Here is a 23513-nt window from a genome sequence, read left to right as displayed (position 1 = left end):
TTAAGAGAACTAAAAGTGACGAAAAATATAAATTAGAAATAGATAGAAAAAGTAGAACCTTGTGTTTCCATAGAGATAATTTCAAGCTTAAAACCGTTGCTTTTGCAGATGGTATTGACGATGTCTAAACCGATGCCAAAGCCACCTTTATCGCTGTTTGCACGTTTGTAGCGTTTGGTGATGTCGCCTAGTTTAGAGTTGTTGATACCGATACCATTGTCTTTGACACTGAGCTTTTCAAAGTCCAATGTCACTTCGATGATTCCTTCAAAACGGTTGTATTTGATGGCGTTTGATAGTAAGTTGTCGATGAGTTTGATAAGGCTCTCATCGTTTACATGTAAAGATTTTTCTTCTAGTTTTAGGCTTAAGTCGATCTGTTTACTCGTCATTAAATCCGCAAAGTATTCGAGGCGTTCAACGATCAGTTTTTTCACATCAACATCAGTTTTTTCTTCGTTTTGTTTGTCATGCAGAAGCATGTAACTGAGGTTTCCATATAAAGTTGCAATACGTTTGGCACTCAGTTCGATGCGCTTTCGTTTCTTTTCATCTACATCTTTAAGCGTGCTAATGCTCATCAAAATCGCCGTAATCGGTGTGTTGAGTTCATGCGTTGAATCTTTGATAAAGGTGTCGAGTGTTTCAATTTCCGCTTTGATGGGTTTTAAAAAGAGCTTTGCAAGCACATAACCCAAGAGTGTTGCAAACGCAAGGCTGAGCAAAAGATAGAGAATAATCTCATATAAAATGGCACTTAAAAGGTGTGAGATATGTTTTTCTTTGATGACAATATATTGCACGCCAAGATGGTGTTGCACGCTGTCATCGACATAAAAAAAACTGTTGTCTTTGAGATAGAATTTTTTCGTAAAATCAGGTGCATCATCAAACGTTACATGTAAAGGTTTTTGACCTACGCCAAAAAGCGCTATTTCAAACCCTTTTTCGATATCAAAACACTGCTCTATAAAGCCTTGGTGCAGACAATGAACCAACTTTTCATCTTCCATCATATGCGCTGTGATAATTTTGTGCGAGATGGAAGAGGCGATGGTATTCATCTTTAATGAATGGTTTTCATACAGATTTTTTTTCTCGATACTGTAAAACATGCCTGCGAGAATGAAAATAAACGTATAAATCGAAATGAGATAGATCAGTAAAAAACGAAGGAGAGAGCGTTTTTCATAATGGCTTAAAGACATAACCGACCCCTTTAGTATTTTCGATCAATGCTTCAAGCCCGTAACTGCGAAGATTTTTGATGTAAGTACGCACGGTTGCATACGTCGGCACTTCTTCAAAACGCCACACCTCTTCGATGATCTCTTCAAAACTAAGCACTCTGTTTTTGTGTTTAAAAAAATACTCTAAAAGTTGCGCCTCTTTTTTGCGGAGTTTATACGACGTCTTGGAGGTGATGATCTCGTAATGAGAAGGATCAAAAAAGAGATCATTTGTGAGTGTGATGCGCTCGTTTGTATCGATGTTGTGGAGTTTTTTAGTACGTTCAATGCGCACCAAAAGCTCTTCAAGATCAAACGGCTTTTTGAGGTAATCTTCCGCGCCTAGAGCAAATCCTTTTTTTACATCGCTGATTTGATCCAGTGACGTGATGAAGATGACAGGCGTGCTAATGTGAGCATTTTTAATCTCTTTTAAAAGCTCAAACCCATTAAGATTTGGGACATTGATGTCAAGAAGCAAGAGGTCAAACTTATGTTCGAAAATGGCATCAAGCGCTGTTTTACCGTCATAAAAGAGCTTTACATGTAAATCATGTTCGACTAAAAACTCTTCGATAATTTCGCTAAGAATTGGGTCATCTTCTAGGAGTAGGATTTTCATAAAGCTCATTATACACTAAAATTTTTGCAACGTAAAAACCATACATTATAAAAAAAGGAGATATAGTTGACATAAAAATACCTTTGTGCTATGATTTTACCAATTTTAAAACAAGGAGTTCTCCATGACATTTTACCATGCCCCATTTCATGGAAAAACAACACTTGTTTTATGCCTCATGCGTTGCTGCTAATATCCTAAGAATTTCACAAAAACCTTTTAAAATTCGTTCGTTTTGATCTTACAATAAGCTCAAACGGTACAGACTCATTTTTACAGTTAAGAGATAGAACCTATGAAAAAAGAAATAAAATATGAATTAACCTACGGGCGCATTAGCCCCATAACGGAACTGCCCGATAGACAGCGTTTTCTCAACACTTTGAAGCATTCCAATGCCAACAAACTCGCCCTTTTAAACGTCAATGGCTTTTGGAACTTTAACCATGTTTTTGGCTATGCCATTGGCGATGAGATTTTAAAAATCATCTCACAGCGTTTGCAAAAGCGTTTCCCTCACTCGGTTGTTTTCCACTTAGGGGGTGATAATTTTGCCGTTCTTGCAGGAAAAGAAGTTGGCAAAGAGGCGTTTATACAAGCTATCAATGCTTGTATGTGGTATTTTGGTTATTCGCCGATTGAGATTGAAGAAGAGAAAATTTACGTAGCGATTCGCATGGGTGTTGCCATCGACTATGTTGACCTGTTTCTCAATGCCGAATTTGCTATCAAACAAGCCAAACGCATTGGAAAAGATATGGTGATTTATGACTCTGAAAGTGTGCCGTTGTGCCGCCCCAACGCAAGCAATGCGAGGGCCGATTTGGAGTGGCAGAAAGCCATACGACAAGCACTGCTGAAAGACCGTTTTGAGGTCTATGCGCAGGGCATTCAAGGTGGAAAAGTCAAAAAGTTTGAGTGTTTGGTGCGTATGAAAAGCACCAATGGCGGTGTCATTTCGCCGTATCATTTTCTAGAGCAAGCCAAACGCGCCAATTTGTACAACAGCATCACCAAAGTGGTGATCGAAAAATCGTTTGCCTTTTTTGCCGATAAAGAAGCGGAATTCTCGGTCAATCTGACGCTGAGTGACATTTTAGATCAAGAGACGGCAAATTTCATTATAGAAAAGATGTATGCCTACTCGGTGGGATCTCGCTTGACGATAGAGTTGGTGGAGAGTGAGCACATCGAAAATCACCCCGAGGTGGTTGCGTTTTTAACGACACTCAAACAACAAGGAGTCAAAATCGCGATTGATGATTTTGGAACGGGGTATTCTAACTTCGAATACGTGGCAAAATTGCAAGCGGATTATATTAAAATCGATGGCTCTTTAATCCGAAATATCACCAAAAATGCAACCCATCGCGCCGTAGTCGAAGCTATTGTGACGTTTGCCAAAAAAGTAGGCATGGAAACAGTCGCAGAGTTTGTCTCCGACTTTGAGATATACGAAGCATGCCAAGAGCAGGGCATCGACTACTTTCAGGGCTATCTCTGGAGCGAGCCTCAACCGCTGCATAAGTTGAAATTGTGAAAGAAGGTGGCTAGAGATAGCCACTTTTGAGTTTTACATGTAAAGAGTTTTTTTATTCAAAAGTAGTGAATTTTATTTTGAGCCATTTAAAAAATAAGAATGATTTTGCTAAATGAACACGGGCAAGGGACGGATATTGAATTTCCAATTCTCCATTGGCAAGCCATTGGACGCGTACGTCAGGACCGCCATTTAGGGTATTAAGCGGTACACGGTTATCGTGATTCGAATCCGCTGAAAATACAAGGTTTTTGATAATAGTTTGATCATAAACATCTGAATTAGCGCTTACAATTGCAACTTTGGTAGTAAAACTTGTTGTTGCCCCACAATCATATTGAAAAACAACTGCTTTTAGGTTTCTAGTGGGAGAACTACTTTGCTCAATAATATCACTCCCACACATACTTGAGGTATTATCTCCAGAAAAGAAAAACAATACGAAAATACTGATAAATACTATAATGAAAAAAATCAAAATTCTCAAAATTATTTTTAGAAGAATCTTCAAAACCGCCATTATGGAGTTCCTAAATTAGAATTATTTAAAATGAGACATTCCATTATACAATGGAAATTTTAAATAAAGAAAGCATACCTTTTAATTTTCTTGAAACACTTTTTTTACATGTAAATCATTTTTCTCGTTCCACAAATATTCCACACACGCTCTTTATACTGCTTACATAATTTTACAAGGAGTACAGATGAAAAAGCTGTTGGTTGCGATTTTTGCGGTGGTGTTGGGTTTTAGCGGTCTTTTTGCCGCTGAGGCGTTGTCTAAAAAAGGAATGGCGGGGCCATTAGAAGTTGAGTACAGCAGTGAGAAGCCTTTGAGTCAGGGCATGAACATGATCAACATCAAAGTCAAAGAAAATGGCAAAGAGATCAAAGATGCGAAAGTCAGCGTCACGGCTTCAATGCCAGCGATGCCAGGTATGCCAGCGATGGAGCAAAGCTCTGAGGCGATGTTTGTAAATGGCGCGTATATGGCGCATGTTACGTTTTCAATGAACGGGACTTGGCAGCTTAGCATCGTCATCGAAACGAGCGACGGTAAAAAACAACGCTTAAAATCAAGCGTAAATCTCTAATGAAACGCGTCATTTTCATGCTCGTAGCCCTTTCGGGCTACGCCTTGGCGCAAAGCGAGTTGACCTCTTTGGCGTATGAGCATAACTATGAGTTAAAGGCACTTGAAGCTGAAGTGAGCGCACTTGAAAAAGAGGTTGATATAAGCAAGATTTGGGAAAACCCTATGCTCTCTCTTGGGGTCAACGACATCTTTTTAAATGAGCCTCTCACAAGAGATAAAGACGCCCAAAATGAGGCGATTTCTCTTTCTCAAAAAATTCCAACGGGTGGAAAACTGGACATCAAAGAGTCGATTGCTTTGCAAGATTTGGCGATTAAAAAGCTGGAACTTAAAACCAAAAAATTAGAGATGCAACAAGAAATTGGTGTGTTGGAGCAAAGTTACATCCGCATCAACCAAGACCTTGCTTTGGTAATGAAGTATGAAAAAGTGTTGGAAGACCTTAAAAACGCCCACCTTGCTTATAACACCACCAGCGCGCACTATGTCGATACCCTGAACAATACAATTTTGCAAAAAAATCTAGCCATCGAGAAAAAGACACTGCTTCGTGACAAAGCTTCCATAGAGCGAAAGTTAGAGAGCATTATCGTAGCGCATATGCCTGAGATGAGCACACATGATGGACTATTGCCCTACACGCTCAGTGATGAAGAGAAGCTTTTGGAAAAATCGCCGAAGCTTCAAACCCAAATAATGATTAGCCAAAAAGAGCTGCTCAATTTACGTTACGAAAAAGCGAATAAAACACCCGATGTCACGGTAACGCTTGGCTACAATCGAAGACAAGGAAGAGATGATTATGCCTTTTTAGGCGTTTCTGTACCGCTTCCGATTTATGGCAAAGAAAATGCCTCTATCCAAAAAGCCACACTCACCCATGCCTCGTCTGAACAAAGTGTGCAGTCGGTGCATAAAAGCTTGCAGTTTGAGCTAAGAGACGAGCTTCTCAACAAAGAGTTGCAGTACGACAAAATCTCTTTGGCAAAAGAGGTGTTACATGAAAATGAGAAAATGTACGAAGTGCTCCAAAGCACGGCATTGTCTCAAAATGACGCACTCTTAAGCCTTCTCAATGTACTTACGCAAATCATTGAAGCACAAAAGCAGATCAACGCTAACACGTTTGCGTATAACGAGTCTATCATCAAAATCTACACCCTTTTAGGAGTCGAGCTATGAAAGTCACCCATCTCATTTTAGGAGCACTCCTACTTTTAGGCGCTCAGCTTGATGCCAAGCAGATTTTCAATGTCAAAACCATTGAAGTGAAAAAAGTGTTGGAAGGCTCTGCCAAAGAGTTTTACGGCTACACCAAAGCCAATGAAGAAAATGTCAAAGAAGTGAGTTTGCGTTATGACGCGTTTATCGAAACGCTTTACGTGAACAAAAGTTTTACGAGTGTTAAAAAAGGTGAACCTTTGGCGAAGCTCTATTCGCAAGAAATTTACACCGCGGAGTTGGAGCTTATCAACGCATTACGCATTAAAAGTGACAGTATGGTGCAGAGCATCACGCAAAAGCTCAAACTTTTAGGGGTCGATGAGAAGACCATCCAGAAGATCATCGCGGATAAAAATGTACCTGAAAGCATCACCATTGTTTCGCCCTACAGTGGCATCGTAACCCAAAAAGCAGTCAACCAAGGTGCGTTCGTTCCCAAAGGGATGAAACTCTACGAGATCAGTGACTACACGAACTTATGGCTTATCGTCAAAGTGTATGAAAAAGACCTTGATTTTGTTAAACGTGCGCAAAGTGCCGACATCTTTTTTGATATGAATTCAAAGCCTTACAAAGCCAAAATCGACTTTATCTACCCCAAAGTTGACCCACAAACGAAAAGTGTGGATGTACGCTTAGTCATTGACAATAAAGACCTTGAAATCTACGAAAACGCATTTGCCAAAGCGAGATTTGGAACAGCCAAGCGTGAGTATTTAGCGCTTCCAAAAAGTGCGGTGATGACAAAGGGTGCGAAGACGAGCGTGTTTGTCAAAGGTGAATTTGAGGGCGAGTATGAGCCACGAGAGATTGAAGCCAAACGCCTTAATAACGACACTTTTGAGATTATCTCAGGGCTAAAAGAGGGCGATGTGGTTGTCTCAAACGCGCTCTTTATGTTTGACGCCGATGCTCAAAACAATGGCGGGGCAATGCAATGATCGAGAGCATCATTGAAAAGAGTGTCAAAAACAAAGCACTCCTTCTTATCGCTTTGCTCATTGGTGCATTTTTGTCGTACTGGGCGATCAGACAGACACCACTGGACGCTTTGCCTGATCTTACGCCACCGCAAGTCATCGTCAATGTCAAGTATTTGGGTCAGTCACCCAAAATCATCGAAGATCAGATCATTTATGAGCTGACCAATGCCCTTTTAGCAACAGCCAAAACCAAAACGGTGCGTGCGTTTACGTCGTATGAAAACGCCATTGTTTACATCATTTTTGAAGAGGGTACGGACCTTTACTGGGCGAGAGATCGGGTGAATGAAGTCATCCAAAATGTCTCTAAAAACGCGCCTAAAAGTGCGACCATCAAGCTTGGACCTGATGCCACGGGCATTGGCTGGGCGTTTGAGTATGCACTTAAGTCTCACAATCGCAGTCTTGAGGAGCTTCGAAGTATTCAAGACTACCTCTACCGCTACGCCCTTTTGGGTGTTGAAGGGGTCAGTGAGGTTGCCAGTGTAGGTGGGTATGTCAAAGACTATGAGATCACATTGCACCAAGATGCACTCTACAAATATGATCTCAGCATCGATGATCTGATGAATGCACTTTCCAAAAACAACAATGACCTCGGCGGTCGAGTCGTGCTTGAAAATGGGTTTGAGCAGATCGTTCAAGCCAGAGGGTTTGCGCGCTCTTTGGACGAGATAGCAGGCATTACCATCAAAACGGTGAATGGCATTCCTCTGAAACTCTCTGACATTGCAGATGCTCGTATCGTGCCAACGTATCGAAGCGGTGTGGCGGAACTCAATGGAGAGGGTGAAGTCGTTGGCGGTGTCGTCGTGGTGCGCTACAAAGAAAATGCGTACAAGGTCATTCAAGCGGTCAAAGAGAAGCTGGCATCTTTACATGTAAACGATGTGGAAGTGGTCACAACCTACGATAGGAGCGATCTCATCACCAAAGCGATCAACAATCTTAAGCGCGCCCTTTTTGAAGAGAGCATCGTTGTTTTAGCCGTTGTGATGCTCTTTTTGCTTCATTTTAGAAGCGCTTTAGTCGTCATTATCGTTCTACCTCTTACCATCGCTTTGACCTTTTTGGCGATGAAGCTTTTTGGGCTGGAGTCGAACATCATGAGTTTGGGCGGCATTGCCATTGCCATTGGTGCGATGGTCGATGCGTGTATCGTGATGATCGAAAACGTGCATAAAAAGCTTTCGCACGGCGAGCCTAAAAGCGAGGAAGAGCGCAAAGCCATCATCATTGCTTCGTCCAAACAAGTCGGACGCCCGATCTTTTTTGCACTGTTGCTGATCGTGGTTAGTTTTCTACCTATCTTTACGCTCAGTGGGCAAGAAGGTGCGCTCTTTAAGCCGTTGGCGTACACCAAAACCTTTGCAATGCTCATTGGCGCGGTGCTTTCCATTACCCTTGTTCCGCTTTTGATGCTTTATTTTGTCAAAGGCAAAATTCTTGAAGAACATAAAAATCCGCTCAACCGCTTTTTTATCTGGGTTTATGCGCCACTTTTGAAACTGCATATGCGTTTTTGGTATATTGCTATGGTTGCGTTTATCGGCTTTTTGGTGTTGGGGTATCATACTTTTACGAAACAGCGTTGGGAGTTTATGCCACCTCTGAATGAGCAAACCTTTATGTATATGCCCGTCACGCCTTTTGGCATTAACATCGAGCTCGCTAAGGAATACGCACAAAAAAGCAATGAGATCATCAAAAGTTTTCCCGAAGTGGAAAGCACCTTTGCCAAAGCAGGGCGTGCCGAGAGTGCAACAGACCCCGCTCCACTTTCGATGATAGAAACCATCATACAGCTCAAACCCAAAGAGCAGTGGAGAGAGGGCATGACGTATGAAAAGCTGAGAGATGAGATGAACGAACAGCTTCAAATGACGGGGCTTGTCAACTCGTGGACATACCCGATTCGCGGACGTATTGACATGCTTATTACTGGTATAAGAACGCCACTTGGCATCAAACTGTATGGCGACAATGACCAAGCGCTAGAAGATAGTGCGAACAAAATCGCCAGTGTGCTTGCCAACTATGAAGGAACTAAAAGTGTTTTTGCGGACAAAGCGAACAGTGGCTACTACCTCAATATGACGCTCAAACCTGAAAATATTGCCGCGTATGGGCTGAGTAAAGACGATGTTCTAAACTTTGTGGACAGTGCCATCGGCGGCTCAAAAGTGACCACCCTTTACCAAGGTATTGAACGTTATGCTATCACACTAAGGTTGGAAGAGGAGAGTCGTAAAGACCTGAGTGCCATCAGTGAACTCACCATCAAAACACCGTATGGATTTCAACGCCTTGGGCATTTTGTAGATCTTAGTTATGATGTGGGGGCAAGTGAGCTGAAGTCGGAGATGGGCAAGAAAGTCAACTACATCTACATTACCATGAAAGAGGGCTTTTCGTCTAAAACATATAAAGAGGAAGCGAGCAAAATCCTCAAAGAGAGCGTGGAGCTTCCAACAGGTTTTTACATCGGTTGGGCAGGGGAGAGCGAGTACCTAGAGAGTGCAATGGAGCGCTTACAGTTCATTCTTCCGCTCACGCTTTTGGTCACGTTTATGCTCATTTACTTAGGACTTGGTTCGTTTAAAAATGCGCTTTTGGTCTTTTTGACCTTGCCGCTCGCCGCTGTGGGTGGGTTTTTGTATGTGGATTATCTGAACTTTAATCTCTCCATTGCCGTTATTGTAGGCTTTTTAGCGCTCATCGGCATCGCAGTGGAAACGGCGATCGTGATGATCATCTACCTTGAAGAAGCACTTTTACATGTAAAGCATAAAACCAAAGAGGCGGTGCAAGAAGCCATCTTTGAAGGCGCAGTGCTAAGAGTCCGCCCCAAACTGATGACTGTGTTTGCCATCCTTGGTGGACTTTTGCCCATTATGTGGTTAAACGGTGTCGGAAGTGAAGTCATGCAACGCATCGCCGCCCCAATGATCGGCGGTGTGGTGAGTTCGGCTATTTTGACACTTTTGGTGATTCCAGTGCTGTATTATCGGATGCAGAAAATCGAGGAGTGAGAGGGTTTTACATGTAAGGAGAAATCCTTACATGTAAAGATAGTTTATGGTTTTATTGTTGGCACCATACTTTTTAATTCAGTTATACTTTTTATGAGCTCTTGTATAGGTAAAGTGTCTCCATGCTTTTTATCTAGGACTTCACTCACATTATAAGAAATAGTATTTATAGTACTTTCTAATAGTTTAATAATTAAAACTTTGTCTTCCTGATCTAATTCTTCAATTTGTTGTTTATAACTACTATAAGACTTGGCTAGGGCTTCTTTATGGGCATATTCTTGTTCAAGCCTTTGATTTTCACTTCGTCTTTTACTTGCATATAAGGCTAACCAAATTAGAGGAGCAATAATAGGCAATGAATGAAAAATTTGCTTGACTAAATCATCAAGAGTTACCAAACCTTTTAAAGATAAAAATGACATTACAGACATACCAATGAGTGAAACTATAAAAACAATATTCCACATTATGATTGGTGTTTTAAATTTTTTTCTTTCATCTCCATAGGCTTTTGTTAGACCAACACTTGTTGCCCCTGACAACAAATCTTCAATTTGCGTAACTAAAGCTTCATATTTTTTCTGTTGGCTTTTTTCCAAATTATCCAAATTTGTGACTCTTGTGTCAAGTTCATATTTTAATCCACTCGTTTTTGACTCATCACTCTCATCAGGTTTTCCAAAAATTCTAATATAAAATTTGTCTAACTCTACAATTTCTCTTGACACATTAGTTAGCTTATTTTTAGCATCTTCCACATCTCGTATAATGTCTTTTTTTGCTTCTTCAATAGTAACTTTTGTAGCATCATTACCAATTAAAGTTTTATCATGAAAAATGGTAATTTCATTAGTTTTTGTTTCACTCTCTTGAACCATTAAATCTATTTTTGATTTTATACTGTCTTCTTTATCTATCAGCTCATTCTTTAAATCATTGATAGCTTGACTTGCACTTATTGTTGTAGGTAAATCTATTTGTTTGAGTGCGTCAGAAATTGCTTTATCATAGCTAGTGATTATTGAATTAATAGACTCTTTAGTTATTGATGGAAGAATGGTATTAATTTGTTTAAGTTGTACTAAAAATGTGTCGAGGTGAGTATTTGCATTTTGAATATGTCCGATATTTCTATTTGCAATAAAATTTGTAATTTCGGTATTTGCTGTCACAATGGAATTATTGAGAGGGGTTAAAACAGCGAGGCTATTCAAATCAGGGTCAATTAATTTTAAATAATCTTCAGTATATTGAATTACCTTATTAACTCGTGCAAGCTCAAGTAATAATGTTTGATCTGCTATCTCTTCACTGTTGATTGACTTGATTTTATCTTTAAAATCGTTCCAAGTTTGATGAAACACATGAGTGGAGTAATTCTCAGACCATTTTGACATTATTGCTTCCTAAATTTTATTTTGATTAAGCATTGTATTATAATCTCAACACATTAAGAAAATAATAATTAAGAATGGAACAAAAAAAGAAGAAAAAAGGTCTGAGCCAAACTTTTAATTTTTGTTATATTTACATGTAAACTTAGCCTAAAATCGATTTGGCACATTCGGCGATGATGGCTTCGGGTGCGTGAAGAAGTCCTTCTTTCATGCCTTTGGCGGCAGCGTCGGGATAGATTTCAAATGTTTTTGCTTTGTAGCCTGCCCAAATTTCCTGCGCAACGTCTTTGGTATCGGCTTTATCGAACACTTGGTTTTGTGTCATTTTGGTATCCATGGGTCCTGGGAAAACTTCGTAAACGTCGATGTGTTTGAGGGCAAACTCTGCTCTCAAGGCTTGAGTGATCGAATGAAGCGCGCTTTTAGAGGCACAGTAAAGTCCCATGACGGGTAAATTCACCAGTGCCAAAATGGAACTGATATTGATGATAGCGCCTTGATGGGCGATTTTGTTTTCAAACGTACGACACATATTTAGTGTTCCAAAAACATTGGTTTCAAAGTCGCTCATGCACGGCTCTAAAATCCGTTTTTCGCTGTTAACGCCGGCATTATTGATCAAAACATCAATGGTACCTACAACCGATGCGAGATGCTGAACGCTTGAGGGATCGGTGGTGACAAGCGGGAGCACTTCAACGCGTGGATCAAGTGATTTCAGCGCCTCAGCCTTTTGCGGGTCACGTACGCATGCGTAAATTTTTTTGGCATTGTGCGCGAGAGCTTCTTTGAGCAGTGCGGTGCCTAGTCCGCCGTTTGCTCCAGTAATTAAAACAGTTTTATGGGTTAACATGGTTCTCCTTCTAAAGTATGATGCACTTTTTTGAGTAATACGATGAGCATTTGCGCCTCTGCTTCACTCAAACCTTTGCTGAGGCGTTGGTTAAATGCTTGAGAAAGCGGCACGACCTGCTCCACAAGCGTGAGCGCTTCTTGCGTGGGAATCAGTTGAAAAGACCTACGGTCACTCGGGTGTTCGATGCGTTTCAATAATCCTTTTTGCTCCAAACGGTCAATGCTTCTCGTGATATTGGCCTGATCTTTGTAGGTCGAATCGGAAAGCTCTTTTTGCGTCAGACCGCTTCGTTCCACAACACGAAAAATGAGCGACCACTGTTCGGGCGAAATATCGTACGGTTTGATAAGATTATTGAAATGCGCTTTGGAAAAGAGGGCGGTTTTGTTAAGAATAAATCCTAAAGAATTGTCCATATCAAAGTTCATGGTTACTCCTTTCGATGCATTATAACGAGCAACTATTTAATTGTCAAGACAAGTATTGATAAGTCAATGAAATAACAATAGGAAAATAAGGGCAACTTTACATGTAAAAATTTACCCTTTCTTTTGCTATCTAAAAGTACTACTACTTTTGTGAAATCCCCACAAACTGTGTCAAGATTCTCTTTAAACTTCCTTCTTCGACTTTTTTATCATACGTTGCTACAATCTCTCTGGGCGCAACGATGGCTCCGAGTTTGGAGAACTGTGAACGCATCGCATTACAGACGTCATTGCCGCCACTTCCTGAGTGGGTGGCAAGTTGAACGTATTTGAGGGTGAAGAGTTCTCTAAAATTTTCACCGCTTCGGGATAACCACGCGATGACATTGGTGAGGGACGGTGGAATGGAGTAGTTGTACTCGGGCGATACAATGATGTACCCTGAGGCGTTTTTCATCTGTTCTGAGAGTGCAACGATCTTGCTTGGAATGCCATCGTTGAGCTCTTTTGCGCTATCGTAAAGCGTTATGTCAAGATCGACTAAATTGATGATTTGACTTTGAATTCCCATCGTTTCTAGGCTTTTTTCAATGGTGTGGGCTAACTTCATATTTTCATTGAGACTTGCAACCAATATTAAATACATGATTCATCCTTTTTTAGATAATAGCGTTGGGATTATTATATTACGAAGAAGTAAGAGGGTCAAGAAAAAATAAGGTTAGAACGAATTTACATGTAAAGATTCAGTTTAGCGTTTTTTCCATTGAATAGTTTACCAGTATCTGCCCATTTCGTTTGATTTCATTGCGTTGGAGTGTTGTAAAACCTCGTTTTTCAAAAAAAGGTTTGATAAGCTTGGAAGCTTCCACATAAAGGCGAGGCATTGTATTTTGATGCGCGAGTGATTCGATATGATCGTACAGTTTTGCCATCACACCGCACTGTTGAAAGAAAGGATGCGTGTACGCACAGTCGATGTGCCCGTCTGCCTCAAGCTCTATAAAGCCGGCAATGTGTCCTTCCACCATCGCTAAAAACGGTTTTTTAAGGGCGAGTCTTTTGACCCAGTAGGGGTAATTGGGTGGCGTGTGCGCCCATGCTTCTTGCTGTTCGCGTGAATAAATCGTTGGGTCAATCGCATGTATGGAAGCATGATGCAGGTCAGTCACTTCCGTAGCATTCTCGTCTGTGTAGGGGGTAATCGTGATTTTCATACGCCTATTGTAGCATGTTACATGTAAAGATTTTTTCAGTGGCGTCTCTTCAAAAGAAAGCAATTTTTGGATTGTGCCAAAAGACGCTTTGCGTTATACTCATGCCCATGATGGAGAGATAATAAGGAGAAGATATGCAGCTCAAAATAGCCGAACTCAGTGACATCGACAACGTTTTAAAGCTTCACGCGAAGTATCAGATCAGTACAATTCAAGAAGAAGATAAAAAAGATGGTTTCGTCACCACCGCTCTTAGCAAAGAGGAGCTCACTAAACTCATCAACGAAGAGCAGGGGCTTTTCATCGCCATTCATGAGGGCGAAGTCGTGGCATACGTGATGTCCGCTTCGTGGCAGTTTTTAGCCTCATGGCCGATTTTTGCATACATGATGGATGACTTAGTAAATCTTGAATATTTAGGGCAAAAAATAACGCCTGAAAACTCTTACCAATATGGACCTGTTTGCGTCGATAAAAGCATGCGAGGCAGTGGTGTGCTTGAAGCGATCTTTGATTTTGCAAGGGAGCAGATGAGTACAAAATACCCCATTTTAGTGACGTTTATCAACAAAATCAACACGCGCTCCTACGCAGCGCACACAAAAAAAATTGGACTCGAAGTGATCCAAGAGTTTTCGTTCAATAACAATCACTATTATGAACTGGTCTATGACACAGCCAAAGCGCTCACGAATAAAAGGTGACAAACTCCTCAAGGCTAATGCGAGGTGTTCGGTAGCTGTTGATGAGGGCGCTTGTATCTTCATAGCCCAATGCCATACCGCAGAGCAAAAGCATGTTCTCTGGGGCGTCAAGCTCATGTTTCACAATGCTTGGAAATTCAGCCAAAGCGGCTTGGGGACAGGTGGCTAACCCTTTTTCCATAGCGCTTAGCATAATGGACTGCAAAAACATACCATAGTCGAGGTACGAGCCTTTTTCCAAACGCGCATCAATAAAAAAGAAGAGTACCACAGGAGCGTCGAAGGCGCGGTAGTTGAGCTTCCATTGTTCTTTTTGTCTCCCTTTGTCCTCTTTGCTAATGCCCAGTGTAGAGTACATCAAAAGTCCTGTCTCTTTACGGCGGCTTTTATAAGGCTCTTCCCATGTGGACGGATAGTAAGCGTAGTCCATAACCTCGGTGTGCCCATGCTCAAAGGCTTCGATGACTTTGGTTTCCAGCGTGCGTTTTTTTTCTCCGCTGAGCACACACACATGCCACGGTTGCATGTTGACACCTGAAGGTGCGTGTTTGGCATCGTTTAAAATCGCTTCGATGAGTGTTGGTGAAACCTCTTTGGGTAAAAAAGCGCGTGTGGATTTTCGCATTTTAAGTGCTTCCGATACAGTCATGAGTTAGCCTTTTCATGTTTTTGTTTATTCTACGAAACTTTCTTGAAATTAAATGAAATACTTTAAAACTAACCACACTTTTTTAGAAAGAAAACATGGGGTATAATTCCTCTTTATTTTAAAGGATTTGTCGTGGCTTCTGCAGTTGATTTTTCCATTATGGCGCTTTTTCTTCCCACTTTCTTTTTTGTCTCGGTCACTCCGGGTATGTGTATGACACTTGCGATGAGTTTGGGTATGAGCATTGGGCTCAAGCGCACGTTTTACATGATGGCGGGTGAACTGGTTGGTGTGGCGATAGTCGCACTCTCTTCGGTCATTGGTGTTGCGGCGATTATGATCAATCATCCTGATATTTTTACGATTTTTAAGTACGCGGGTGGACTTTACTTAGGTTATTTGGGGTTACAACTTTGGCTCAATCGCGGCAAGATGGCACTTTCCAAAACCGAATGTTCTGCCACGATCTCTGCGGCCTCTTTAGCGACGCAAGGCTTCGTGACAGCCATTGCCAATCCCAAAGGGTGGGCGTTTTTCATCGCACTTTTACCGCCCTTTATCAACCAAACCAAACCGCTAATCCCTCAGGTGTCGGTACTTTTAGCCATTATTTTAGTGCTTGAATTGATTTGTTTGATTATCTACGCGAGTGGCGGCAGTACGATGCGTAAGTTTCTGCAAAAAAGCAATAACGTCAGACTGATGAACCGCATTGCAGGCACATTGATGCTCGGTGTGGGTGTGTGGCTGGCGTTTGGGTAAGCTTTTACATGTAAAGAGACAAAGCCAAATTTCTAGCTTAGTCTCTTTTAAAAAATAACCTCTATTTCAAATTCTTTGCTAGCGTGCTTATCTCTTTTTCAAACACTTCAAATTTTTTATCCAGTTGCATTTTTACTTTTGCTTTTTCAGCAGGTGTCAAAAACGAATAGTCGATGCTGTTGTAGACATAGGTTTTGATGGTCGCATAGCTTGGGTGATAACGGCTGGCAAGCAAGACATACTCATGCGCCAAGTTGTCTCGTGAGACACCTGAATCATCTGTAGAAATGACGATAGGCACGCCATAAGCGGCATAAAGGGAGTAGGGGTGTTCTCTACCTGCAACGCCTAAGATGAACTCATTACTTGAGAGGTTGATCTCGATGGCGGCATGTTCTTTGAGCTCTTTTAGAAGCGAGAGCGACTCTTTTTCATAGGCAATGTCAACACCATGCCCGATGCGATCTGCTCCTGCAATTTTTCGCGCTTGGGTGATGTGAAAGAGAAGCTCTTTGGGCTCGACCATACCGATGGTCAGCTCTCCCGCGTGAAGGGAGTGAGGCACTTGTGGGTAGTGACTTGCGAGGTAGTTAAACATGCGCATATGAAGTGTGTAGTCGTTGATCGCCACCGTGTTGTTCTCGGGTGCTACGATGTTCACGCCCACGATAAGCGGAGAACTAAGAACGGCTTTGTACCCTGCAAGCAGGTCGGTATAGACTTGCAGTGGTTCAAGCACTCTGACTGCATAGGTTTGAAAGCGCATCGTAAAATTTTCCGTGTCGATACCTTCATGACGGTGTTCTACCTCACTAACAAAATGGTGCACTTTTTCGCTAAAGGCTTGGTTTTGTGCATAAACCGCGCTGATGCGATCTAACAGAGCGTTGACCTCTTCTTGGGTGGTGGCATGGCGAAGGGCGGCATTGATATTTTTGGCTTCATCGGCGTTGAAAAATTCAGCACTGTTGACACCTACACGTGAGAGCATGGTTTCGATGTACGAGACATTTTCGCTGAGTGCACGCTCTTTGATGATGTTCAGCCCCACGTCCATATATTGGTCAGAGATGGGTGAAAAATAGCCAAAGGTATTGAAAAAGTTGCTATCGGGTGGGAGTTGTTCATGGCTGTGGTTATCGAAATCTTTGTCAGACCAGATCGTGAGCAGTTTGCGATAGAGCGTATCATTGGCGATGAGTTCATCCACACTGACACTTTTGCAGGGTTCATTGCCTTTGGCTTTGAGTATTTTAAAGCTACAGGAGTCAATAAACCACCCCTTGTTTTTCACCCATTCAAGGTAGGTTTCGGCATAAATAGAACCCGTATAGTGGTGGTGCAAGTCGCCACCTTTGGGCATTTGGGTGAAAAAGAGGTTGAGCATGGCAACATTGGGAACATGTGTCTCAAAAGAGCGTTCATACAGTGCTGAGGTTGCACTCTCATCATCGCTATGTGGCAGATTTGGCGTGGGGGCACAGCCTACCAGAAAGCTCAAAAAAAGTAAGAGGCTTAAGTGTTTGAGATAGCGCATGGTTGTCCTTACATGTAAAATTATTTTTAGAACGTTAAGCTTGCAATTCGTTCATTGGCTTGTATGATACGCTCAAGCGGAATAGCACCGTTTTTGACTTGTGCTAAAATGGTTTCGACGATCTCATCGGTTTTCGTCTTTGAAAGTTGGTTACCAAAGAGAAGCATGTCGATGCTCGAATTAATCGCCAAGGTCACGGTGTCTTTAAGCGTGTAATACTTGGCAATCGCTTCCATCTGCAAATCATCGCTAATGAGCACGCCCGTGTAGTGCATTTTCTTACGCAAAAGCTGAGTGTTGATGGCATAAGAGAGTGTTGCGGGGTAAGTGTCATCAAGTTTGGCGTTATAGACATGAGCAGACATAATCATGGAGACACTGTTCGCGTCGATGAGCTTTTGGTACGGCTCTAGCTCTTTTTCGCTCCATGTTTGGGTCACATCAACAAAACCTTCGTGCGAGTCACCTAAGGAAGAGCCATGCCCTGGAAAATGTTTGAGCACGCTGATAACGCCCTTTCCCCTTAGCGCATCGATAAACACAGTGGCATATTGGGCAACCGTTTCACTCTCTTTTCCGTACGAGCGCTCCAGTTTATAGATGACTCTGTTTTCTGGGTTCAACGCCAAATCCACCACCGGTCCAAAATCACAGTTGATGCCATGCTCTTTGAGCATTTCTGCCATATGTGTATAAACCTCTTTGGTCTGTTCGAGCGACATTTTAGAAAGTGTAAATGCGGAAGGAGTCTCTTTAAAGCCATCACGCGCTTTGAGTCTTGCAACCCTGCCACCCTCTTGGTCGATGGAGATGAGAAGCGGTTTTGTGGCGTAATGTTTAAGCTGTTTGGTGAGTTCTCTCAGCTGTGCAGGAGAGCTAATGTTTTTTATACGTTCTCTGTCTCGGTAAAATCTGTCAAATAAAATAACCCCGCCGAGTTCATAGTTTTGCAGCTCTTTGACAATGGTACTTCGCGCGTCAATGGTTGCGTCATCAAAGCCAACAACGAGCATTCGCCCTATCATCTTTTTTAAAATAGCATCGTCTGGCATCGCTTGAAGAGGGAGTGTACTGAGTAGTAAAACCATAAAAAAGGGAATAATTTTGTGCAAAAAATATCCTTCTATTTTTTAAAAATTATAGCGCAGTTAAAATTTTCTTGGGCTTGAATCTCACGGCTTGATGCAGAGGATTTTGGATGCAATGGAGTTGATAGTCAATCATCGCGTGAAAAGGAGTGAGAAACGTTTCTAATTTTTCTTGCGCTATCGTTTCGATCTGCCACTGGTTCAGTAGTTCTAACACCGTGAGTGTTGACTCAATAGTCGAGAGGCAATATTCCAAGGGTTGCTCTTTGATTTTAAACTCCGAACGTTTAGTCGCGTCAAAACTGATGTGCGAAAGCGCGTGTAAATTTTTACTCTCACGCATCATTTTCAGCGAACACGCCCATGTTGAATCAATGAGGAAAATCGCCATCCTCTTCTTTACATGTAAAGATTTTTCAGCCAGAGGATTATGATGACTGAGGTTGATAGCATGCTTGGAAGGGTAGAGAATAAAACTCTCATGCGTTGCGATAATTTCGTTAATACGTGCATTGTCACTAAAATCGATGCCCATAAAAAGCTCAGAGTTTGGTAAGGAAAGATGCGTCAAATGCCCCGTACCGTTTTTAGTTTTTTTAAACTCTTTGGGGTGCATCAAAACGATGAATCTTGTCTGTGTTTCTATGGGTCGAATAGAACTACACATGCACGAGCTTTTGGGTCTGTAACAGCTGTAACATTTTGCTCTATCGCCGTAAATCGTCTGCATGGATTCCCTTAAAATAATGGGGATTATACTAGAATATAGGAAAAGCTTAGTAAATATAAAGTTCAGTCACCCAATATTAAAGTTATAAACATTTTTTACATGTAAAATAAAAAAATGATCAAAAGAGCATAGAGTCAAAAAATATTATGACATTTACTGAGTCTCTTCTATCACAAATCCATCATTAACACGAATAATTCTGTCAAATAACGGAATCATTCGTTCATCATGCGTGACGACCAAGATGGCAACGTCTTGTTCGATGGCAAGCTTTTTAAGTAACTGCATGACCGAGAGAGCACGTTCGCCGTCCAAAGCGGCTGTTGGTTCATCGGCTAAAATAATTTTTGGGTTATTGGCTAATGACCTTGCGATGGCGACTCTTTGGCTTTGCCCTCCTGAAAGTTGTGAAGGCATAGCGGTGAGTTTGTTCCCCACACCCAAATACTCCAACAGTTCTTGTGCCTTTAGTGTCGCTTCTTTGGGATTGGTTTTGTTCATCAGTGGAACGAGCGTTATGTTCTCTTCGACATTTAAAAAGGGAATGAGATTGTGCGATTGAAAGATAAAGCCGATTTTTTGACGTCGCAATTTCCGTGTATCATTGATGCACCACTGTTGATCAAAAATCAGTTCACCATCTAGATATAACTTCCCTTGCGTGGGTTCTGTGATGCATCCTATCATGGTGATGAGTGTTGTCTTTCCCGACCCACTTGGTCCCAAAAGCGCAACGGTTTCTCCTCTGAAAATTTCAAACGAACACGCTTTAATCGCCTTGACAGCATTTTCGCCTTTTCCATAAGTTTTTGAAAGTTGTTCTACTTTAATGACACTTGAATGTGATGATGGCATTTTCTTAGCCTCCAATGGCGCTAGCAGGATCAATTTTGAGTGCGGAGCGCACGCCAACAAGAGAGCCTAAGATACTCACGATGATGACAATCACCAAAAGACTGAATGCATCAGCACTCATCAAAATAGTACGTTTGGGAAATAAATCCATCAAGCTGTGTGAGAAAATAGTTCCTGCGATGAATGATAAGATGCCTAAAAGAACCGATTGTTGCACAATCATCTTAATAATCACCGCATTTGAAGCACCGATGAGCTTCAAAATGGCGATTTCTTTGAGTTTGCCCATGGTCATGGTGTAAATAATGAGCGAGATAATTACGGAAGCTACGAGCAATAAAATAACGGTAAACATACCGATCTGTTTGGCGGAACGTTCGATGAGATTTTTGGTTAAGAGCGAGGATTGTTCCTCTTGGGTAAAGACCTTAACGTGTTTCCATCGTTCGATTTCTTGCCCGATTGCTTTAAGATCCGCCCCTTCTTCCACCGTCGCGATGATCGCGTTGATGGTTGTTGTATCGGTTGCTTTAGTGCCTCTGGCACGGTCATTGCGAATTTGCTCATTGCTCGATAAAAATTGAAGTTTTTGTGCATCGGGAAGCGAAAAATAGACCATCAAATCGCCACTGGAAGAGACAGCGTCTTTCGTAATGCCGACGACGTTAAACATATCTCTTCCAATCAAAATTTCATCATGCAATTTAAATCCCGTTTTTTTATCGACAATCATTTCAAAATGATTCGCAAGAATCGGTCTTCCTTCTACGAGATGATGGGGCGTGTAAAAGGAGCCAATATCGTACCCCATCGCAAAAACCCTAATCGGCTGATTGTTACGGTAAAGTTGAAGGTTTTGAAAGGTGAGGGCTGAGACATCTTTCACGCCTTCAAAGGCTTTGATTTGGTACTTGATGTCTTCATGCAGGCGCGAATTTTCCGCAAAAGGGCCTAGGGTGTCTTGTTGCACAATCCATAAATTGGCGTGGGTGTCTTTGAGCAAAATATTGGCATCATCCACCAATCCCCGATAGACACCAATCATAATTAAAACAACGCCTAAAAGCATCCCAATGCCCATCGATGTTGTGAGAAATTTACCCAGAGAATGGGCGATGTCTCTTTGTGCTAAACTGATCATAATTTAATCCGCATACCTTCCGTTATGTCACGTCCTGCTGGTAAAAGGATCGTATCCTTCTCCGTTACGCCATTTTTTATGATGATGAGACCATCGGCGCTGATGGACTGAAAGCTCAGTGGTTTAAAATGTGCATGACCTTCATTGCCGAGCCAAACGCCTTTTTCACCTTTGTGTGTTGCAAGCGCTAAGAGCGGAAGGGTTAAGACATGGGTGTGATGTGCCAGCGCAATCGTCGCTTCCGCACGTTCGCCCACGTAAAGAGGGTGTTGTGGCTGATCAAACGCAATGTTGACCTCTCGCTCCTCTGTGGTTCGATCGCTTTCCAAACCAATTCGAGCGATATGTCCATGATAAGGCGTGGAAGGATGTGAACGCAATGTAATAGACGCAGACGCTCCTACATGTAAAGTTCCACTTTGTCGTTCATTGATATAGATTTTAACCCAAATGGAGTTTGGATTGATCAGTCGAAAGACAGGTGAGCCCGAAAGAACGGTGCTTCCCACTTCGGCATCACGAGAAAGAACCACCATATTCTCAGGAGCTTTTAACGTAAGATCCTCAATTTTGGCGTTGTTGCTTTTCACAAGAGCTTCATTTCGTGCGATATCGGCCTGCATAAGGTTCACTTGCCACGTTGCATTTTCCACTTGAGCTTTGGCACTTTGTTCTACGGAAAATGCCGTATCTAACTCCGCTTGTGCCACAAAACCTTCCGAAATGAGATGCTGATAGCGTGTCAGTGTCGTGTGTGCTAAATGATATTTGGCTTCCAAATCTTTCAGGAGACTTTGTTGGGAAAGAAGCGACATCTGGCTTTTTTTCATCGCCATCAAGGCTTCTTCCTTGGATGCAAGCAGATCAGAAGGATCCATCACCGCAAGAATCTTTCCTTTCACAACTATTTCGCCTTGATCGGCAAAAAGGGAGAGCACTTTTGTTGTTGTTTTAGGCGCTAACACGATCATCTCTTTCGCTTCAATCGTTCCGACTCCAAAAGCGGTTTCATTGACATCTTGGAAAATAGGCGAGATCGAAGCAAATGTGATCTTCGGCAGATACACTTTGAAATAAAAAAAGCTTCCAATGGCCATCACCACCACTAAAATCAATGTATTTTTCATAACAGACGCCCTGTTCATAGGGAAGCTCCTTTGGGAATGAGTCTTTTAATATGGGCTAAAGAGGCTATTTTTTGCAACATAGCAGCACTTTGCGCAATCAAAGCATTGTCATAGGCGCGTTGGGCTTCAAGCACTTCAATGTAGGTGGCTAACCCCTCTTTGTAACGCCCTTTGGTAATGGCAACGGTCTTGGCAAGTGCGAGTGCTGCCATCTGTTTGGCTTGAATGGTCGCATCCAAGCGCTTTGTATCTAAAATGGCTTCATACAACTCTTGCCAAAGGGTTAATTCACGCGCTCGCAATGCTTCTTCTGCCATTAAAATACTGACTCTATCTTTTTCGATTTGATGGGAAATCCTACCACCTGTTACGAGAGGGATAGAGGCCTTAATGCCAATTTGATTGCTTGAATAAGAGGAGATGGAGGTATCACTTCCTAGCGAACCTGCGGAGAGGATGGTGCCATAGTGTTCTGCTTTCGATGATTCGTATAAGGCGTGACTTTGTTTTATTTTAGCGCCCAATGCTTCAAGCTCAGCGTTATGTTCTTTGAGCATGTGTCGCCATTGTGCATCAGGAAAAGAAGGTAACGTGGTGTGTGAGAGTGCTGTAAAATCATCTTCAATGCTAATGTCCTGTTCCGAAAAACCGGTGAGCATGCTCAGCAAATGGGTAAATTTACGCTCCTCATTGCGACTGGTTTCCAGTAAATCTTTAGCGTCCAGTAACGAAGCATAAAAGCGTTCGCTATCGGCTTCCGTTTTCAATCCCACATGTTTCATTTGACGCGATTGATCGTACAGTGCTTGGTAAAAGGCAAGCGAGAGGGCATTAGCTGTGCTGACGCGTTGAAGGTATGCGAGTGAATAGTACGCTTGCCAGACTCTTTCGCCCAGCAATGCTTTGGCATTTTCATTCAGTGCTAAAGCAGACTCTGCATCTTGCTGTGCCGCATCAATGCGTTTTTGTGTTCGACCAAAATCCCACAAGGTATAGGTCAGTGTCACATCGACATGTGTTGAAAAATGATCTCTGGTTACAAAACTGCCACTATTTTGCGAAACGAGCGTTTTTGTGGGATAATATTCTGCATTAAGACTTAGCTCGGGATACGTAGCGGCTTGTGCTATACCGATACTTTCGCGTGCCGAATCTAATTGATACAGTGCGAGTTTGGCATCGGGATGCGATATAAGCGTGGCGTCAATGGCTTCTTGCAGTGAAAGTGTTTTCGCAAAAAGTGTTTGCAGTGCCAAAAAAATTAAAATAACAGTTCGCAGTAGTGTCATCATA

Annotated in this window: 23 protein-coding genes; 7 read left to right on the top strand and 16 right to left on the bottom strand. The window is 42.1% G+C overall.

Annotated elements, in window-relative coordinates; translation table 11 throughout:
* Positions 1-32 precede the first annotated feature (32 nt).
* Both SJPD1_RS13690 and SJPD1_RS13685 read right to left on the bottom strand, forming a co-directional pair.
* Positions 33-1208 (bottom strand): sensor histidine kinase, encoded by a 1176-nt coding sequence (locus SJPD1_RS13690; protein WP_096047640.1) that lies wholly within the window; start codon positions 1206-1208, stop codon positions 33-35.
* Complete coding sequence (locus SJPD1_RS13685) at positions 1189-1851, bottom strand: response regulator transcription factor (RefSeq protein WP_168171370.1); 663 nt, start codon at positions 1849-1851, stop codon at positions 1189-1191. The genes SJPD1_RS13690 and SJPD1_RS13685 overlap by 20 nt, the downstream gene beginning before the upstream one ends.
* Positions 1852-2146: 295 nt before the next feature.
* On the opposite strand from SJPD1_RS13685, the gene SJPD1_RS13680 reads away from it, so the two are divergent.
* On the top strand, positions 2147-3391 hold the full coding sequence (locus tag SJPD1_RS13680; RefSeq protein ID WP_096047638.1) for an EAL domain-containing protein: 1245 nt from the start codon (positions 2147-2149) through the stop codon (positions 3389-3391).
* 52 nt (positions 3392-3443) lie between these two features.
* Here the strand turns inward: SJPD1_RS13680 and SJPD1_RS13675 are convergent, their stop codons facing one another.
* A complete protein-coding gene (locus tag SJPD1_RS13675) occupies positions 3444-3911 on the bottom strand; it encodes a hypothetical protein (RefSeq protein WP_096047637.1) in 468 nt (155 codons plus the stop codon).
* 187 nt (positions 3912-4098) lie between these two features.
* Between SJPD1_RS13675 and SJPD1_RS13670 the strand changes: the two genes are divergently transcribed.
* The 4 genes from SJPD1_RS13670 to SJPD1_RS13655 are packed head-to-tail and all read left to right on the top strand — an operon-like array spanning position 4099 to position 9726.
* Complete coding sequence (locus SJPD1_RS13670; protein ID WP_096047636.1) at positions 4099-4485, top strand: FixH family protein; 387 nt, start codon at positions 4099-4101, stop codon at positions 4483-4485.
* Complete coding sequence (locus tag SJPD1_RS13665; RefSeq protein WP_096047635.1) at positions 4485-5669, top strand: TolC family protein; 1185 nt, start codon at positions 4485-4487, stop codon at positions 5667-5669. The genes SJPD1_RS13670 and SJPD1_RS13665 overlap by 1 nt, the downstream gene beginning before the upstream one ends.
* The gene (locus SJPD1_RS13660; RefSeq protein ID WP_096047634.1) at positions 5666-6652 is read left to right on the top strand and encodes an efflux RND transporter periplasmic adaptor subunit; all 987 of its coding nucleotides are present in this window, start codon (positions 5666-5668) and stop codon (positions 6650-6652) included. The genes SJPD1_RS13665 and SJPD1_RS13660 overlap by 4 nt, the downstream gene beginning before the upstream one ends.
* Complete coding sequence (locus SJPD1_RS13655; protein ID WP_096047633.1) at positions 6649-9726, top strand: efflux RND transporter permease subunit; 3078 nt, start codon at positions 6649-6651, stop codon at positions 9724-9726. The genes SJPD1_RS13660 and SJPD1_RS13655 overlap by 4 nt, the downstream gene beginning before the upstream one ends.
* A 44-nt stretch (positions 9727-9770) precedes the next feature.
* On the opposite strand, the gene SJPD1_RS13650 is transcribed toward SJPD1_RS13655, so the two are convergent.
* The 5 genes from SJPD1_RS13650 to SJPD1_RS13630 all read right to left on the bottom strand — a co-directional run bounded on the left by SJPD1_RS13650 (position 9771) and on the right by SJPD1_RS13630 (position 13627).
* Positions 9771-11126, bottom strand: coding sequence for a hypothetical protein (locus SJPD1_RS13650; RefSeq protein ID WP_096047632.1), 1356 nt, complete (start codon positions 11124-11126; stop codon positions 9771-9773).
* 142 nt (positions 11127-11268) lie between these two features.
* The gene (locus SJPD1_RS13645) at positions 11269-11979 is read right to left on the bottom strand and encodes an SDR family NAD(P)-dependent oxidoreductase (protein ID WP_096047631.1); all 711 of its coding nucleotides are present in this window, start codon (positions 11977-11979) and stop codon (positions 11269-11271) included.
* Positions 11973-12410, bottom strand: coding sequence for a MarR family winged helix-turn-helix transcriptional regulator (locus tag SJPD1_RS13640; protein ID WP_096047630.1), 438 nt, complete (start codon positions 12408-12410; stop codon positions 11973-11975). The genes SJPD1_RS13645 and SJPD1_RS13640 overlap by 7 nt, the downstream gene beginning before the upstream one ends.
* A gap of 142 nt (positions 12411-12552) precedes the next feature.
* Entirely contained in the window at positions 12553-13056 is a 504-nt protein-coding gene (locus SJPD1_RS13635; protein WP_096047629.1) for an NADPH-dependent FMN reductase, read from the bottom strand.
* Positions 13057-13156: 100 nt separating this feature from the next.
* Positions 13157-13627, bottom strand: a complete 471-nt coding sequence (locus SJPD1_RS13630; RefSeq protein WP_096047628.1) for a GNAT family N-acetyltransferase — start codon at positions 13625-13627, stop codon at positions 13157-13159.
* Between the two features lie 134 nt (positions 13628-13761).
* Here SJPD1_RS13630 and SJPD1_RS13625 point away from each other — a divergent pair, with 134 nt between their 5' ends.
* Complete coding sequence (locus SJPD1_RS13625; RefSeq protein WP_096047627.1) at positions 13762-14331, top strand: GNAT family N-acetyltransferase; 570 nt, start codon at positions 13762-13764, stop codon at positions 14329-14331.
* Here the strand turns inward: SJPD1_RS13625 and SJPD1_RS13620 are convergent.
* On the bottom strand, positions 14315-14980 hold the full coding sequence (locus SJPD1_RS13620) for a nitroreductase (protein ID WP_096047626.1): 666 nt from the start codon (positions 14978-14980) through the stop codon (positions 14315-14317). The genes SJPD1_RS13625 and SJPD1_RS13620 overlap by 17 nt on opposite strands.
* Before the next feature lie 132 nt (positions 14981-15112).
* Here SJPD1_RS13620 and SJPD1_RS13615 point away from each other — a divergent pair, with 132 nt between their 5' ends.
* Positions 15113-15742 (top strand): LysE family translocator, encoded by a 630-nt coding sequence (locus SJPD1_RS13615; RefSeq protein WP_096047625.1) that lies wholly within the window; start codon positions 15113-15115, stop codon positions 15740-15742.
* A 61-nt stretch (positions 15743-15803) separates the two neighbouring features.
* Here SJPD1_RS13615 and SJPD1_RS13610 read toward each other — a convergent pair whose 3' ends face one another.
* The 7 genes from SJPD1_RS13610 to SJPD1_RS13580 form a co-directional block, all read right to left on the bottom strand.
* A complete protein-coding gene (locus SJPD1_RS13610; protein WP_096047624.1) occupies positions 15804-17279 on the bottom strand; it encodes an amidohydrolase family protein in 1476 nt (491 codons plus the stop codon).
* Between the two features lie 26 nt (positions 17280-17305).
* Positions 17306-18391: a glycoside hydrolase family 3 N-terminal domain-containing protein gene (locus SJPD1_RS13605; RefSeq protein ID WP_226372210.1), complete on the bottom strand. Its 1086-nt coding sequence runs from the start codon at positions 18389-18391 to the stop codon at positions 17306-17308.
* Positions 18392-18416: 25 nt separating this feature from the next.
* Positions 18417-19097 carry a tRNA-uridine aminocarboxypropyltransferase gene (locus tag SJPD1_RS13600; protein WP_096047623.1) on the bottom strand — a complete coding sequence of 227 codons (681 nt, stop codon included), beginning with the start codon at positions 19095-19097 and terminating at the stop codon, positions 18417-18419.
* A gap of 153 nt (positions 19098-19250) precedes the next feature.
* Positions 19251-19952: an ABC transporter ATP-binding protein gene (locus tag SJPD1_RS13595; RefSeq protein ID WP_096047622.1), complete on the bottom strand. Its 702-nt coding sequence runs from the start codon at positions 19950-19952 to the stop codon at positions 19251-19253.
* 4 nt (positions 19953-19956) lie between these two features.
* On the bottom strand, positions 19957-21093 hold the full coding sequence (locus SJPD1_RS13590; RefSeq protein ID WP_096047621.1) for an ABC transporter permease: 1137 nt from the start codon (positions 21091-21093) through the stop codon (positions 19957-19959).
* Positions 21090-22238 carry an efflux RND transporter periplasmic adaptor subunit gene (locus tag SJPD1_RS13585; RefSeq protein WP_087439642.1) on the bottom strand — a complete coding sequence of 383 codons (1149 nt, stop codon included), beginning with the start codon at positions 22236-22238 and terminating at the stop codon, positions 21090-21092. The genes SJPD1_RS13590 and SJPD1_RS13585 overlap by 4 nt, the downstream gene beginning before the upstream one ends.
* On the bottom strand, positions 22235-23512 hold the full coding sequence (locus SJPD1_RS13580) for a TolC family protein (protein WP_087439641.1): 1278 nt from the start codon (positions 23510-23512) through the stop codon (positions 22235-22237). Before SJPD1_RS13580 ends, SJPD1_RS13585 begins: the two co-directional genes overlap by 4 nt.
* Position 23513 lies beyond the last annotated feature (1 nt).

The organism is Sulfurospirillum diekertiae (genome assembly GCF_002309535.1).
Classification (GTDB): Bacteria; Campylobacterota; Campylobacteria; order Campylobacterales; family Sulfurospirillaceae; genus Sulfurospirillum; species Sulfurospirillum diekertiae.
The sequence above is the reverse complement of the archived record's forward strand: the minus strand, read 5'-3'. Positions and strand labels throughout refer to the sequence as shown.

Excerpts from the sequence above, each read along its gene's own strand:
- SJPD1_RS13675 (WP_096047637.1), bottom strand. The coding sequence starts at position 3,911 with ATGGCGGTTTTGAAGATTCTTCTAAAAATAATTTTGAGAATTTTGATT.
- SJPD1_RS13590 (WP_096047621.1), bottom strand. The coding sequence starts at position 21,093 with ATGATCAGTTTAGCACAAAGAGACATCGCCCATTCTCTGGGTAAATTT.
- SJPD1_RS13640 (WP_096047630.1), bottom strand. The coding sequence starts at position 12,410 with ATGAACTTTGATATGGACAATTCTTTAGGATTTATTCTTAACAAAACC.
- SJPD1_RS13645 (WP_096047631.1), bottom strand. The coding sequence starts at position 11,979 with ATGTTAACCCATAAAACTGTTTTAATTACTGGAGCAAACGGCGGACTA.
- SJPD1_RS13625 (WP_096047627.1), top strand. The coding sequence starts at position 13,762 with ATGCAGCTCAAAATAGCCGAACTCAGTGACATCGACAACGTTTTAAAG.
- SJPD1_RS13650 (WP_096047632.1), bottom strand. The coding sequence starts at position 11,126 with ATGTCAAAATGGTCTGAGAATTACTCCACTCATGTGTTTCATCAAACT.
- SJPD1_RS13630 (WP_096047628.1), bottom strand. The coding sequence starts at position 13,627 with ATGAAAATCACGATTACCCCCTACACAGACGAGAATGCTACGGAAGTG.
- SJPD1_RS13610 (WP_096047624.1), bottom strand. The coding sequence starts at position 17,279 with ATGCGCTATCTCAAACACTTAAGCCTCTTACTTTTTTTGAGCTTTCTG.
- SJPD1_RS13600 (WP_096047623.1), bottom strand. The coding sequence starts at position 19,097 with ATGCAGACGATTTACGGCGATAGAGCAAAATGTTACAGCTGTTACAGA.
- SJPD1_RS13585 (WP_087439642.1), bottom strand. The coding sequence starts at position 22,238 with ATGAACAGGGCGTCTGTTATGAAAAATACATTGATTTTAGTGGTGGTG.
- SJPD1_RS13660 (WP_096047634.1), top strand. The coding sequence starts at position 5,666 with ATGAAAGTCACCCATCTCATTTTAGGAGCACTCCTACTTTTAGGCGCT.
- SJPD1_RS13635 (WP_096047629.1), bottom strand. The coding sequence starts at position 13,056 with ATGTATTTAATATTGGTTGCAAGTCTCAATGAAAATATGAAGTTAGCC.
- SJPD1_RS13670 (WP_096047636.1), top strand. The coding sequence starts at position 4,099 with ATGAAAAAGCTGTTGGTTGCGATTTTTGCGGTGGTGTTGGGTTTTAGC.
- SJPD1_RS13655 (WP_096047633.1), top strand. The coding sequence starts at position 6,649 with ATGATCGAGAGCATCATTGAAAAGAGTGTCAAAAACAAAGCACTCCTT.
- SJPD1_RS13690 (WP_096047640.1), bottom strand. The coding sequence starts at position 1,208 with ATGTCTTTAAGCCATTATGAAAAACGCTCTCTCCTTCGTTTTTTACTG.
- SJPD1_RS13685 (WP_168171370.1), bottom strand. The coding sequence starts at position 1,851 with ATGAAAATCCTACTCCTAGAAGATGACCCAATTCTTAGCGAAATTATC.
- SJPD1_RS13580 (WP_087439641.1), bottom strand. The coding sequence starts at position 23,512 with ATGATGACACTACTGCGAACTGTTATTTTAATTTTTTTGGCACTGCAA.
- SJPD1_RS13620 (WP_096047626.1), bottom strand. The coding sequence starts at position 14,980 with ATGACTGTATCGGAAGCACTTAAAATGCGAAAATCCACACGCGCTTTT.
- SJPD1_RS13595 (WP_096047622.1), bottom strand. The coding sequence starts at position 19,952 with ATGCCATCATCACATTCAAGTGTCATTAAAGTAGAACAACTTTCAAAA.
- SJPD1_RS13665 (WP_096047635.1), top strand. The coding sequence starts at position 4,485 with ATGAAACGCGTCATTTTCATGCTCGTAGCCCTTTCGGGCTACGCCTTG.
- SJPD1_RS13680 (WP_096047638.1), top strand. The coding sequence starts at position 2,147 with ATGAAAAAAGAAATAAAATATGAATTAACCTACGGGCGCATTAGCCCC.